The organism is Tepidibacter sp. Z1-5 (genome assembly GCF_037844525.1).
Taxonomy (GTDB): Bacteria; Bacillota; Clostridia; order Peptostreptococcales; family Peptostreptococcaceae; genus Tepidibacter_A.
This window is the reverse complement of record NZ_JBBMMD010000036.1, coordinates 51,528-66,392: the sequence shown is the minus strand read 5'-3', so window position 1 is coordinate 66,392 and position 14,865 is coordinate 51,528. Positions and strand designations below refer to the sequence as shown.

The following is a 14,865-nucleotide window of genomic DNA, read 5'->3' as shown; positions in this document are numbered from 1 at the left end:
TGAATTTCTAAAATAATTCCATTATAAGCAAAAGGTAGGTGAAACCATGAAAATCAAAATAAACGAAGATGAAAAAAAAGATTTTGAAAAACTAGACGAAATAATAAATCAATATAAAGATGAAAAAGGTATGCTTATTAATATTTTACAAAAAGCACAAGAGCATTTTGGGTATTTACCAGAAAAAGTCCAAACATATATATCCCAAGAACTCGATATACCTATTTCAACTATCAACGGTGTTGTAAGCTTTTATTCCTTATTCTCACAAGAGCCACAAGGAAAGTATACTATAGGAGTTTGCCTTGGAACTGCTTGCTATGTAAAAGGGGCCCAAGATATTTTAGACGCAATAAAAGAAGAGCTACATATAGATGTCAACGAAACGAGTATGGATAAATTGTTTACTTTAAAATCCACACGATGCATAGGTGCTTGTGGACTAGCTCCCGTTATAACTATAAATGACGAGGTGCATGGAAGAGTATCTCCTGCTGACGTTCCTTCTATATTATATAAGTATCTCAAAGAACACAAAGATTCAAACACTTTAAATTAGGAGGTGATTTTATTGAATTTAAAAAAATTAAACTGTGTTGAAGATTTAAAGCAATTAAAAGAAAACGAACTTAAATCTATAAATATAAGATTTAAAGATGAAAGTATAGAAAAAGAAATAAACAAATACCATATACTAATTTGTGCGGGAACAGGCTGTACATCATCTAAAAGCGATCTAGTAAGACAAAAGCTTGAAAAAGAAATAAAAAAAAGAAATTTACAAAAAGATGTTAAGGTATTTAAGACAGGTTGTTTTGGATTTTGTAAGTTAGGTCCAATACTAGTAGTTCACCCTGATAGAACCTTTTATGTTCAAGTATCTCCTGATGATGTTGATGATATCATAAATGATCATATTCAAAACGGAAAATTAGTAGATAGACTTTTATATCATTCCCCTAAAAATGATGAAATCCAAAAAACTATTGATGAAATAGATTTTTTCAACAATCAAATGCGAATAGCCCTTAGAAACTGTGGTCTTATAGATCCTGAGAATATCAATGAGTATATAGCCATGGATGGATATATGGCTTTAGCAAATATTTTAAAAAACAATACACCTGCTCAGAATATAATTGAAGAAATAAAAAAATCCAAACTTAGAGGTCGTGGTGGTGGTGGATTTCCAACAGGAATCAAATGGGAATACGCAGCATCTTATGAAGATGATTCAAAATTCGTAGTATGTAATGCAGACGAAGGCGATCCCGGTGCTTTTATGGATAGATCTATATTAGAGGGAGATCCTCACAGTATAATAGAGGCAATGACTATAGCTGGATATTGTATAGGTGCTAATAAAGGATATGTCTATATAAGAGCTGAATATCCAATAGCAGTTGAAAGACTAAAAATTGCTATAAAGCAAGCAAAAGAAGTAGGCCTTTTAGGAGAAAATATATTGGGATCATCATTTAGCTTTGATTTAGATATAAGACTAGGAGCTGGTGCATTCGTTTGTGGTGAAGAAACTGCTCTTATTCAATCAGTCATGGGCCTTAGGGGTGAGCCTAAACCTAGACCTCCATTCCCTGCTCAGTCTGGACTTTGGAATAAACCCACTTTAAACAACAATGTAGAAACTTATTCAAATATTCCCATAATACTTTTAAAGGGTGCATCTTGGTATACAAGTATTGGAACCGAAGATAGCTCTGGTACAAAAGTATTTGCCTTGGCAGGACAAATAAACAATACAGGTCTTATAGAAGTACCTATGGGAACATCACTTGATACTATAATTTTTGACATCGGTGGTGGAATTAATGATAATAAGAAGTTTAAATCCGTTCAAACGGGTGGTCCATCAGGCGGATGTATCCCTAGTGAATTATTAGACACAAAAATAGATTTCAAATCTTTAACAGATATAGGTTCAATGATGGGTTCTGGTGGTCTGATAGTAATGGATGAGTCTGACTGCATGGTTGATATTGCTAGATTCTACCTTGAGTTTGCACAAGAAGAATCATGCGGAAAATGTATTCCATGTAGAATAGGTACAAAACGCCTTTTAGAAATATTAACTAAAATAAGTGATGGGAAAGGAGAAATGAAAGATTTAGATACATTAAAAGAACTTTCATACGATATAAAAAATGCCTCTTTATGTGGTCTCGGTCAAACAGCACCTAACCCTATTTTAAGCACACTAAAATATTTTGAAAATGAATTTATATCTCATATCAAAGATAAAACTTGCCCTGCTGGAGTTTGTAATAATCTATTGAAGGTCGTTATTTCAGATGAAAAATGCGTTGCCTGTGGAATTTGTGCTAAAATATGTCCAGTAAATGCTATTTCAGGTCAAGTAAAAAAACCTCCTTTCATTATAGACCAAGATACTTGTATTAAATGCGGGGCATGTATTGCAAAATGTCCAGTAGATGCAATATATAAAAAATAAAGGCAGGTGAAATTTATGAAAAATACTAAGGAAAATAACGAAGATATAATGGTTAATATAAGCATCGACAATATAGATTATGAAGTTCCTAAAGGAATTACTGTACTTGAAGCTGCTAGAATGCTCAATATTGAAATTCCAAGTCTATGTTATCTAAAGGGTATAAATGAAATAGGTGCCTGTAGAGTATGTGTTGTTGAAATAGAGGGTATTAATAATCTCCAAGCTTCTTGTGTATACCCAGTACGAGAGGGATTAAAAATTAAAACTAATACAGAAAAGGTTAGAAGAGCTAGAAAATCAGCCGTTACATTACTACTATCAAATCACCATAGAGAATGTTTAACTTGTGTTCGAAATTTAAACTGCGAGCTTCAAAATTTGGCAGATAATTTAGGCATTAGAGATATCCCATACACAGGAGAGATGCAGGATTATGGATTTAATGACAACAATCCAGCTATACAAAGAGATTATAATAAATGTATAAATTGTAGAAGATGTATGGCAGCATGTAATACTATACAAGATTGTAATGTATATTCTCCTTTAAATAGAGGTCTTGATACTATAATCGCACCTGCTTTTAAAAAGGATTTAGCTGATGTAACTTGCATAATGTGCGGTCAATGTATACTTGCATGCCCTACAGGTTCTTTGAGTGAAAAAGAAGAAATAAGCAATGTTTGGAAGGCTATATCAGATCCAGATAAAATAGTTATAGCTCAAACCGCTCCTTCTATACAGGTGACTATTGGCGAATCCTTTAATATGCCAATTGGTAAGCTTGTAACAAAGCAGCTTGTTACATCCCTTAGACGAATTGGATTTGACAAGGTATTTGCAACTGATGTTACAGCTGATTTAACAATAATGGAAGAAGGTAGCGAATTGGTTGATAGACTCTTAAATGAGCCAGAAAAACTTCCTCTTTTATCATCTTGCTGCCCTGGTTGGGTTAAATTTGCAGAAAACTTCTATCCAGAGTTTTTAGACCATCTATCATCTACTAAGTCTCCTCATGAAATGTGCGGTGCCTTAACGAAGACTTGGTATGCTAAAAAATACAATATAGATCCAAGTAAGATAGTAACAGTAGCTATAATGCCTTGTACTGCTAAGAAGTTCGAAGCTTCACGCCCCGAGATGACTTCAGATGGCTTTAGAAATGTAGACTATGTTCTTACAACTAGAGAATTGGTTAAAATGATCAGAGAAGTAGGTATAGATTTTGCAAATTTACCAGATAGTGAATACGATGAACCTTTTGATCAATTTAGTGGAGCCGGTATGATATTTGGAGCCACAGGAGGAGTATTAGAGGCTGCTGTTAGAAGTGCTCATACATTGATCACAGGAGAAGAGATGGCTGTTCCTGATTATGAAGAAGCCAGAGGTCAAAGTGGTCTAAAATACGGAACTGTACAAATTGGAGATAAAACAATTACAATAGCTATCGCTCACGGTACAAAAAACGCTAGAATAGCTATAGAAGATTTTAAATCAGGTAAGAAAAAATTCGATTACCTAGAAGTTATGGCCTGTCCTGGAGGATGTGTAGGCGGCGGAGGTCAACCGATACTTGCTAATAGAGATTATAAGTATATCTCTTTAAGCTACAGACACAATAGAGCTGACACCTTATATAATATTGATAAAAGCAAAATTATAAGACAATCACACAACAATCCAAGAATACATCAGATTTACGAGGAATTCTTAGAAAAACCCCTATCTCATGTATCTCATAAATACCTTCACACAACTTTTACACCTAGAGGAAAGTATCCTTATTTAGATAAAGAAAATCAAGAAAAATAAACAGCTGGTATATAATACCAGCTGTTTTCTTTAATCATTGTTTTTTATTTAAGTAGATCTTTCATTTTATCAAAGAAGTTTTTTCGTTGCTCGTGAACCTCTTCTCCACTTTCTTTTGCAAATTGTTTTAATAAATCTTTTTGCTTTTCTGAAAGTCGTTTAGGAACCTCTACTACAACTTTTACATATTGGTCTCCCCTTGTTTTTGATCTAAGTCTTGGTATACCTTTTTCTCTTAGTCTAAATACAGTTCCAGTTTGAGTTCCCTCAGGTATCTTATACTTAACCTTACCATCAAGAGTAGGCACTTCAACCTCATCTCCAAGAGCAGCTTGTGCAAATGTTATAGGCATTTCACAGTATACATCATTTCCGTCTCTTTCAAATAGTTTATGAGGTAATACATCTATTACAACATATAAATCTCCCCTTGGACCTCCTCTTAGGCCTAGTTCACCTTCTCCAGAAAGTCTTATTGCTGAACCATCATCTATTCCTGCTGGTATCTTAATATTTATCTGCTTTTTCTTGGTAATATCGCCTTTACCTCCACATTTAGAACAAGGTGTTTCAATTATGCTTCCACTACCTGAACAATCATTACAAGGTCTAACATTCATCATAGTTCCAAAAGGTGTTCTTTGAGCTTGTTTTACCTCGCCTGAACCTCCACAAGTAGGACAAGTTTTTTTAGATGTGCCCGGTTTTGCTCCTGTTCCAGAGCATTCATCACAGTTTTCACTTCTATTTATGCTTATTTCTTTTTCAATTCCAAATGCAGCGTCCTCAAAAGAAATAGACATTCTATATCTAATGTCAGAGCCTCTTTCTGGTCCATTTCTTCTTCTTGATCTTCCGCCTCCAAATATATCTCCAAACATATCTCCGAATATATCTTCAAATCCACCGAATCCAGATCCATTAAAGTCGAATCCGCCCTGGCCTCCATTTGCTCCAGCATGACCAAACTGATCGTAGTTTTGTCTTTTTTGAGCATCCGAAAGAACCTCATAAGCTTCATTTGCTTCTTTAAATTTATCCTCCGCTTCTTTATTATCTGGATTTCTATCTGGATGATATTTCATAGCAAGCTTTCTGTATGCCTTTTTCAACTCCTGGTCCGAAGCACCTTTTTCAACACCGAGCACTTCATAATAATCCCTTTTACTCAACTTATATCACCGCCCATATCATAATAATAGCTTGTGACTTTATTTGCCACAAGCTATTTATATTATTTTTCGTCATCAACAACTTCATAATCTGCATCAACAACATTATCGTCCTTAGGACCTTCTTGACCTGCAGCTCCTTGTGCTTGTTGATCTGCAGCTGCTTGTTGGTACATTTCTTGAGAAACTTTATGGAATTTAGTCATTAAATCTTCAGTAGCCTTCTTAAGTTCTTCTGAAGTTGCATCTTGCTTTTCTTTAACCTCTTTTAGATTTTTAATAGCTGCTTCTATTTCTGTCTTATCATTTGCAGAAACTTTATCTCCTAATTCATTTAAAGTCTTCTCTGTTTGATATATAGTAGACTCTGCATTATTAACAGCTTCTATCTTTTCTTTTCTTTCCTTATCTTGTTGAGCATTCATCTCTGCTTCTTTAACTTTTCTTTCTATCTCTTCTTCTGAAAGATTTGTATCAGATGTAATAGTTATCTTTTGCTCTTTACCTGTTCCCATATCCTTAGCTGAAACATGAACAATACCATTTGCATCTATATCAAAAGTAACTTCTACTTGAGGTACTCCTCTTGGTGCTGGTGGAATATCTGTTAATTGGAATCTTCCAAGTGTAGTATTGTCAGTTGCCATAGATCTTTCACCTTGAAGAACATGAATATCAACAGCAGTTTGATTATCAGCAGCTGTAGAGAATACTTGAGACTTCTTAGTTGGTATAGTAGTATTTCTTTCTATTATTTTAGTTAATACTCCACCTAAAGTTTCAATTCCAAGAGATAAAGGAGTAACATCTAAAAGTAATAAATCTTTAACTTCTCCAGTTAATACTCCACCTTGAATTGATGCTCCTACAGATACACACTCATCTGGGTTTATTCCTTTATGAGATTCCTTACCTATAAACTTTTTAATACCTTCTTGAACAGCTGGTATACGAGATGATCCTCCAACTAATAATACCTTATCTATATCTGATGGATTAAGACCAGCATCTGCTAATGCTTTTCTTGTTGGCTCCATAGTATTTTCTACCAATTTAGCTGAAAGTTCTTCAAATTTAGCTCTTGAAAGATCCATATTTAAGTGCTTTGGTCCAGTAGCTGTTGCAGTTATGAACGGTAAATTTATATTTGTAGTCATAACACTTGAAAGCTCTTTTTTAGCTTTTTCAGCAGCTTCCTTTAATCTTTGAAGACTCATCTTATCAGCTCTTAAATCTACACCTTCTTGTTTTTTAAAGTCCTCAGCTATATAATTGATTACTACATCATCGAAGTCATCTCCACCTAGGTGATTGTTTCCGTTAGTAGCTAGAACTTCAAATGCTCCATCTCCAATTTCAAGTATAGATACGTCAAACGTTCCTCCACCTAAGTCGAATACTAATATTTTTTGATCTTCATTTGCTTTATCAAGACCGTATGCTAAAGCTGCAGCAGTTGGCTCATTTATAATTCTCTTAACTTCAAGTCCTGCTATTCTACCAGCATCCTTAGTTGCTTGTCTTTGAGCATCTGTAAAATACGCTGGAACAGTTATAACCGCTTCTTTTACAGTTTCTCCCAAATGTGCCTCTGCATCAGATTTTAATTTCTGAAGTACCATAGCTGAAATTTCTTGTGGACTATAATCTTTTCCATCTATGTTAACCTTATGGTCAGTTCCCATATATCTTTTTATAGACATTATAGTTTTTTCAGGATTAGTAACAGCTTGTCTTTTTGCAGGCTCTCCTACTATTATTTCACCATCTTTTCCAAAAGCTACTATAGATGGAGTAGTTCTTAATCCCTCTGCATTAGTAATAACAGTTGGCTCTCCTCCCTCAAGTACTGATACACATGAATTAGTTGTTCCTAAATCGATTCCAATTATTTTGCTCATATCTATATCCTCCTTTTAAATTCCATATTATATTTATCTATTTTGATACTTTAACCATTGCTGGTCTTATAACTTTGTTTGTAAACTTGTATCCTCTTTGTAATACATCTACAATTTTATTAGGCTCTACTCCTTCTATCTCATCTTGAAGTACAGCATAATGATAGTTTGGATCAAAATCACATTCATCAGTTTGTATTTCTTCTACTCCAAACTTATTAAAAGTATCTACTAATTGCTTTAAAACAAGTTCTACACCTTTGTAGATACTACTTTCTTTTTCATCTTCCATTGAAGAATCAATAGCTCTTTGCATATTATCCATTACTGGAAGTAATTCTGTTATTATCTTTTCATTCGCAAATAAGCTTATCTCACTTTTTTCTTTTTCTACTCTTCTTCTGTAATTATTAAAATCTGCTTGAAGTCTTTGTAACGAGTCTTTAGCTTCTTCTAATTCTTTTTCTTTAGAATCTATATTTTCACAAGATTCTTCTGTTTCTTGTGATTGATCAGCATCTTGTTCAACATCTTGATCAATTTCATTTTCAAGTATTTCTTTTTCATTCAAAGTTTTCACCCCTTAACAAACTATATTACAGCTTTTTTTCAATAGATTTTTTCAGTGCTTCTCCTACACAATTGACTATAGAGCACATCTTAGAATAATCCATTCTAGTAGGTCCAATAATACCTATTTTACCTATAACAATTCCATCTATATCACAAGTAGCTGTTATAACACTGCAATCTTTTATTATATCGTGATAATTATCACTACCTATAACTATATTGAGATGTTCTTTAGTTATACCTTTCGTATTCAATATATTTGCAACAGTCTGCTTTTCCTCTAGTACATTTAGAAAAGCCTTGGCCTTTACTATATCATTAAATTCCGGAAAATTGAATATATTGGTCACGCCATTTAATAAAACCTCTAAATCATCTGTTTGGGATAAATTGTGATATATCCCATCTAATATGTTATCCAATATATTATTATAATTTAACATTTTAGAATGTACATGCTTTATAAACTCTTCATCCAAATCCCTCATTGTCTTACCAACAAAATGCTCACTTAACATTTTAGAGATTATATTAATTTTTTCTTCATTCATTTGCACAGTATGCTTTATTAAGGTATTTTTAACAACACCTTTATCAGTTATTATAATAAGTAAAATGCTATTTTCACTAACATGTACTATTTGTAAATGCTTTATTTTAATTTCACTAGCCTTCGGTGTTAATGCCACCGACGTACAATTGGTGAATTTTGAAAGAAGTTTTAGTGTATCTTCTAATAAATATCTAACTTCACCCATATTTTTTATTATGGATTGCTTTATAACTTGTCTTTCTGGGTCTGTTAAATCATCTTCTCTCATCAAGCTATTTACATATAGTTTATATCCCTTTTCAGATGGTACTCTACCCGAAGAGGTATGAGGCTGAATTAAGTAACCCATTTCTTCTAAATCAGACATCTCATTTCGTATTGTAGCTGCACTCACTCCTAATTCATACTTTTTTGATATGGTTCTAGATCCTACAGCTTCAGCATTCTCAATATAATCTTTTATTATTGCCTCTAGTATTTTTCTTTTTCTTTCAGTTAAACTCACAAGAATCACCTCTTCGCTGTTAGCACTCACCACACCCGAGTGCTAAAAACCTTATGCATCTAAAATACCACTATTATTCCATTTTGTCAAGATTACTTTTTCAAAAATTCTATAAATACTTTATTGCTTATATCTATTCCTTTGTTGGTCAAGCACATTTTAGAATTTTCAAGTTTTACAAGACCGTTATTCTTCAGAGCTTCTACTTCATTTTTATATATTTTCATAAAATCAACTTCAAATCCTTCATTAAATTTTTCCAAATCTATACCTTCATTCATTCTAAGTCCCATAATTATTTTTTCTTCCATCATATCTTGTTTATCAAGCTTTTCAATGTGTTCTATAGGAAGTTCAGAATTCCTTAGTTTTTCACAATATGTTTTTATATCCTTATAATTTGAATATCTTTTTTGATTTAAATAAGAGTGAGATCCTGGCCCAAGTCCTAAGTACTGAGCACATTTCCAATATAATATATTATGTTTACAACTCTTTTTATTTTTTGCATAATTTGAAATTTCATATTGATTATATCCATTTTCTTTTAAATAATCTCTTGTGTAATAATACATTTTTAAATATAATTCTTCATCTAATAGTTCTAATTTTCCTTCATCATATAATCTCCCAAATACTGTTTCATCCTCTATTATAAGAGAATATGCAGATATATGAGTTGGATTTAGCTTAACAACATCTTTAAGAGTTTGTTTCCACTCATCAAAAGTTTGATTAGGAAGAGAAAACATTAAATCTACGTTTATATTTTCAAACCCTATTTTTCTTGCTATTTCAAAGTTCTTTTTGAATTCTTCATATGAATGTATTCTCCCAAGAGATTCTAGATGTTTTTGATTACTCGATTGAAGACCCATACTAAGCCTATTGACACCCGCTAAATACAAAGTCTCTAATTTTTCTTTAGTTAAAGTTCCAGGATTTGCTTCAATACTGATTTCAGCATCATCTGCTATATTAAAGTTATCATGTATATTATCTATCAACAATTTAAGTTCTTGATTTTCTAAGATACTCGGAGTTCCTCCTCCTATAAATACAGTCGAAAAATAATTTTCATTCAATTGTTTAGAATAGAGTTGCATTTCAGTTATTATTCCTTCAATATAGTCTTTCTTATCTTGTGGATTTAATTTAAAAGAATTAAAATCACAGTAATTACACTTTTTTATACAAAAAGGTACATGTACGTAAAGTCCTTTTTCCAATATAATTCCTCCTAATATTAAAGTCCTAAAATACTACATTATAGTATTTTAGGACTTTTTTATTGTTAATCTATTTTTAATACTGACATAAATGCTTTTTGAGGAACTTCTACAGATCCTATTTGTCTCATTCTCTTCTTACCTTCTTTTTGCTTTTGAAGTAGCTTCTTCTTACGAGAAATATCTCCACCGTAGCACTTAGCTAAAACATCTTTTCTAAGCGCTCTTACTGTTTCTCTTGAAATAACCTTATTTCCCACAGAAGCTTGTATTGGAATTACAAATTGATGTCTTGGTATTTCATCTTTTAATTTTTCACACATAACCTTACCCCTATTATATGCTGTACTTTCATGCACTATAAAAGATAGGGCATCTACTTGCTCTTTATTTATAAGTATATCTAATTTTACTAGATTAGACTTTCTGTATTCTTTAAATTCATAATCTAAAGATCCATATCCTCTTGTTCTAGATTTTAAAGCATCAAAGAAATCATATATAACCTCGTTCAGTGGAAGTTCATAGTGAAGCATAACTCTTCTTGTATCTATATACTCCATATTTTTCATTTCTCCACGTCGTTCTTGTGCAAGTTCCATAACAACTCCTACATAATCATTAGGAACTATTATATTAGATTTAACAATAGGTTCTTCCATCATTTGTATTTCAGCAACCGGAGGAAGATTAGTTGGATTTTGTATCATTAATACTTCTCCATCATTTTTAGTAACTCTATATATAACAGACGGAGCAGTAGTTATTATGTTAAGATCAAACTCTCTATCTAGTCTTTCTTGTATTATTTCCATATGAAGAAGTCCTAAAAATCCACATCTAAATCCAAATCCTAAAGCCGCTGATGTCTCTGCTTCAAATTCAAGTGCAGCATCATTTACCTGTAATTTTTCAAGTGCATCCCTTATATCTTCGTATTTTTCCCCTTCTGCTGGATAAATACCACAATAAACCATAGGTGTTGCCTTCTTATAACCAGGCATATGCTCATCTGTTGGATTCTCATCATCTGTTATAGTATCTCCAACTTGACAACTTCTTATCTCTTTTATACTAGCAGCAACATAACCTACATCCCCTGCACATAATTCATCTACAGGTACTTGTCCAGGTGCCATAACTCCAACTTCTGTAACTTCAAAAGTTTTTTTAGTGTTCATCATTCTTATTTTCATACCTTTTTTTAGAGTTCCTTCAAACACTCTTATATATGCCACAACACCTTTATAGCTATCATAGTATGAATCAAATATTAATGCCTTTAAAGGAGCATCCGTATCACCTGTCGGTGCAGGTATATTTTGAACTATAGCCTCAAGTACATCTTCTATATTAAGACCTTCTTTTGCAGATACTAACGGTGCCTCTGATGCATCAATTCCGATTATGTCCTCTATTTCTTCCTTTATCTCATCTGGTCTAGCGCTTGGAAGATCTATTTTATTTATAACTGGTACTATTTCAAGATCTTGATCTATTGCTAAATACACATTAGCAAGAGTTTGTGCTTCAACTCCTTGAGCTGCGTCAACTACTAAAAGTCCACCCTCACAAGCCGCAAGACTTCTTGATACCTCATAGTTAAAATCGACATGCCCTGGAGTATCTATTAAATTTAAATAATATTCATTTCCATCCTTAGCCTTATATATCAATCTTATATTTTGAAGCTTTATAGTTATTCCTCTTTCTCTTTCCAAATCCATATTGTCTAAAAGCTGATCTTTCATATCTCTTTCGCTAACAAGTCCTGTATGTTGAATCAATCTATCAGCTAGAGTAGATTTTCCATGATCTATATGAGCTATTATACTGAAATTACGAGTTCTACTTTGTTTACTCATTACTTTATGTTTCCTCCTCATCTATATTAAAAAATTCGATTCATGCTAACGCATGACTCATGTCGCAAACGAATCCTACAGGCTTCGCCGCTTAAAAATAATTGCAAATGTAGATATTTAATCAACGTTATTCACATATTAAAAATTATATAATTTCATTATAGATTAAAATATGTATATTTATATGCTTATTTAAATAAGCAATATAATCTTTATTGTATAATGTAATTATCTATATTTCAATAAATTTTTATTCGTTTTATAATACATATTTTTAATATCAATAAAACAAGGCTTATCTTACTTTATAAGATAAGCCTTCAACAAATGTATATACTTTATAATAAATAGATTCATCGTAGATACCCATAAAAGTTCTAGTTCTATAATCAACTATATTTATACAGTATAAAAATATTATAAAGGTAACCCATGTAAATATTCTTCTAGTCCTTCTGTTTTTCTTGTTCTTTTTATTTTCAATAGTTTTTTCTAGTCTTCCCATAAAGATCACCTTTTCATATTTTTTAAAACCTCATCTAATATCTCTGATAAATACTTAGCAGTATTCAAAGATTCCTGTATAGTATTTGCATTTCCTCCTATCTCTATTAAAGCGTAATTATTTGATAAAAATTGATTAAATTTTCCATATGGCTTTACTATAACCTTTTTTGCAAGTCCTGGATATTTTTTATTACTTATATTTATTATATAATTCGCAAACTTTTCTACTTCTTTTCGGTTAGGACTCTCAGGTCCTACTACTATGGAAAATCTAGCTACTTTTTCTCCATTTATAGTTGTTGTTTCCTGTTTTCTTACATTTTTCCTCATTTCTCCATTCTTTATATCTATTCCATCTCGATGTATATCAAATATGAATTTTATACTATCGTATTTACTCAATAAACCTCTAGCTGTTTTTAAAGATCTTGCATAAGATCCATTAAAAGATGGGTAATCATGATAATCTTGATTATGTAAAACACTATATCCTTTTGTCTCTAAGTTCTTTTTTAACTCTTCGCCTACAGCTATTACTGAGTATTTCCTATTTAGAGAGTGGTAATTACCAGTTCTTTCCGGTTCATAACTTTCAGTACCATGAGTATGGTATATCAAGATTTGAGGCTTTCCATTAACAAGTTCTACTTTTTGAGGTACCTGAGGTTTCATCTGATTTGCTTTTTTTGCAATTTTATTATTAGTTTCTATTTTGTTATTGGTTTCTACCGTTTTTTTATCATTAACAGTTATTTTTATGAATTCTTCATTTTTATGAGCTTCAATTTTCTTATCATCTTTTTTTAACATATTAACACCGATCTTAATAATCCCTTTGCTTTTTTTTTCTTCTTTTAGTTCCGGATATGTTTTAGTTATGAGATATTTCAGAAAATCTTCTTCATTTGAACTAATAGCCTTGCTTGTAATAGAAAAAATAGCAACAAAAGATATACTCAAAATAATACTTAATATTATTGATTTTCTTTTCATTTGTATACCTCCCCTAATTCTTGTCCTCTTTTGTGAATCAATATTAAATTCATTTATACATATATATGAGAAAGTATATTAATTTATTCCTGGATGTAGTGATTTATTTAAAGACATACTAAGTATTATCGCTAAATTATCTATTATTTCATCTATATCTTTAGGTGTAACTACTACATTTTGATCAAATGGCTCTAATAATTCTTTAATTAATCTGTATTTTTCTTCTTCTTTTAATTGTTTTAACATACTGTAAAATTCTTTTCCAGTTGAACTTTCTTTTATCAGACTATCTATCGTCATATCTATAACATCAGATGTTAAAGTTGCAGCATCAACAACCGTAGGAACCCCAATTGCAATCACAGGAACATTCAGATATTCTTCATTTAATGATTTTCTTATATTTCCAATTCCAGCTCCTGGAGATATTCCAGCAGTAGATATCTGTATGGTTTTATTGACTCTTTCTAACTTTCTAGAAGCTAAAGCATCTATAGCTACTACTCTATCAGGTTTTATCATGTCTACTAAGGCTTTAACCGTCTCACTAGTTTCTATACCTGTTATACCCATAACTCCAGGACTAAGAGCTGCTACTTCGCTTAAATCTTTATCCTCTTCTTTATTATAGGCTTTGAATAGATGTCTAGTAACCAATGTCTTAGATACAGTTTTTGGACCCAATGCATCAGATGTTATATTCCAGTTTCCAAGACCTATTATCAGTGTTTTTTTATTATTTTCTGCTCCAAATAACTTGTTCAATTCTTTACTCATACATTCAACGATTGTATTTCTAGATTCTTCATCATCAAATGTCAAATACTTAGATTCTATAGTAATATAAATACCTTTTTCCTTTCCCATTACTTCTTTTCCTCTATCATCCATAATTTCAATTCTAGTAACTGTATAATCTTCATTTTCTTCGTTATCAACTTTAACCCCAGGTATTTCAACATTTCTATCTTCACTATACATTTCTCTTGCTTCAATAGCCAAATCAGTTCTTATATTCTTCAAAAGTACACCTCCATAATCTCGGATAAATATTTACTATAAATATATTTTTTACAATTTTTATTTTTTTATAACTTTATATGCACATATATTATTTAAAATTGAAGTATATAAAATGAAACTTAATTCAAATATATTTTTTTATTTTTTAAGACAAATTAAAAGAATTTATTATATTTTATTCAATTTTTGTCTATTATATTAAAAGTCACTATTTTAAAATATCATTAATATATATTTATCCTTGATTTTT

12 protein-coding genes are annotated in these 14,865 nt (G+C 31.5%); 3 read left to right on the top strand and 9 right to left on the bottom strand.

What is annotated here, in order from left to right; translation table 11 throughout:
- The first annotated feature begins 46 nt into the window (after window positions 1–46).
- From WJW32_RS08850 to WJW32_RS08840, 3 genes are read left to right on the top strand one after another with little or no spacing between them, the layout of a single operon-like run.
- On the top strand, window positions 47–559 hold the full coding sequence (locus WJW32_RS08850; RefSeq protein ID WP_340257474.1) for an NADH-quinone oxidoreductase subunit NuoE family protein: 513 nt from the start codon (window positions 47–49) through the stop codon (window positions 557–559).
- Between the two features lie 12 nt (window positions 560–571).
- Window positions 572–2,470, top strand: coding sequence for an NADH-ubiquinone oxidoreductase-F iron-sulfur binding region domain-containing protein (locus WJW32_RS08845; protein WP_445330226.1), 1,899 nt, complete (start codon window positions 572–574; stop codon window positions 2,468–2,470).
- A 15-nt stretch (window positions 2,471–2,485) separates the two neighbouring features.
- Window positions 2,486–4,291, top strand: a complete 1,806-nt coding sequence (locus WJW32_RS08840; RefSeq protein WP_340257472.1) for an NADH-dependent [FeFe] hydrogenase, group A6 — start codon at window positions 2,486–2,488, stop codon at window positions 4,289–4,291.
- Between the two features lie 44 nt (window positions 4,292–4,335).
- Here WJW32_RS08840 and dnaJ read toward each other — a convergent pair whose 3' ends face one another.
- From dnaJ to gpr, 9 genes are all read right to left on the bottom strand, one after another.
- Window positions 4,336–5,463, bottom strand: coding sequence for a molecular chaperone DnaJ (gene dnaJ, locus WJW32_RS08835; RefSeq protein ID WP_340257470.1), 1,128 nt, complete (start codon window positions 5,461–5,463; stop codon window positions 4,336–4,338).
- Window positions 5,464–5,525: 62 nt separating this feature from the next.
- Window positions 5,526–7,364, bottom strand: coding sequence for a molecular chaperone DnaK (gene dnaK / locus WJW32_RS08830; RefSeq protein WP_340257468.1), 1,839 nt, complete (start codon window positions 7,362–7,364; stop codon window positions 5,526–5,528).
- Window positions 7,365–7,401: 37 nt separating this feature from the next.
- A complete protein-coding gene (grpE, locus tag WJW32_RS08825) occupies window positions 7,402–7,944 on the bottom strand; it encodes a nucleotide exchange factor GrpE (protein WP_340257466.1) in 543 nt (180 codons plus the stop codon).
- A 16-nt stretch (window positions 7,945–7,960) separates the two neighbouring features.
- Complete coding sequence (gene hrcA / locus WJW32_RS08820; RefSeq protein ID WP_340257465.1) at window positions 7,961–8,995, bottom strand: heat-inducible transcriptional repressor HrcA; 1,035 nt, start codon at window positions 8,993–8,995, stop codon at window positions 7,961–7,963.
- 92 nt (window positions 8,996–9,087) lie between these two features.
- On the bottom strand, window positions 9,088–10,224 hold the full coding sequence (gene hemW / locus WJW32_RS08815; protein WP_340257463.1) for a radical SAM family heme chaperone HemW: 1,137 nt from the start codon (window positions 10,222–10,224) through the stop codon (window positions 9,088–9,090).
- Between the two features lie 65 nt (window positions 10,225–10,289).
- Complete coding sequence (gene lepA / locus WJW32_RS08810) at window positions 10,290–12,089, bottom strand: translation elongation factor 4 (RefSeq protein WP_340257461.1); 1,800 nt, start codon at window positions 12,087–12,089, stop codon at window positions 10,290–10,292.
- Window positions 12,090–12,384: 295 nt separating this feature from the next.
- Window positions 12,385–12,594 carry a hypothetical protein gene (locus WJW32_RS08805; protein WP_340257459.1) on the bottom strand — a complete coding sequence of 70 codons (210 nt, stop codon included), beginning with the start codon at window positions 12,592–12,594 and terminating at the stop codon, window positions 12,385–12,387.
- 5 nt (window positions 12,595–12,599) lie between these two features.
- Window positions 12,600–13,589, bottom strand: coding sequence for a stage II sporulation protein P (spoIIP, locus tag WJW32_RS08800; RefSeq protein ID WP_340257457.1), 990 nt, complete (start codon window positions 13,587–13,589; stop codon window positions 12,600–12,602).
- 78 nt (window positions 13,590–13,667) lie between these two features.
- Window positions 13,668–14,615, bottom strand: coding sequence for a GPR endopeptidase (gpr, locus tag WJW32_RS08795; protein WP_340257455.1), 948 nt, complete (start codon window positions 14,613–14,615; stop codon window positions 13,668–13,670).
- Window positions 14,616–14,865: the final 250 nt, after the last annotated feature.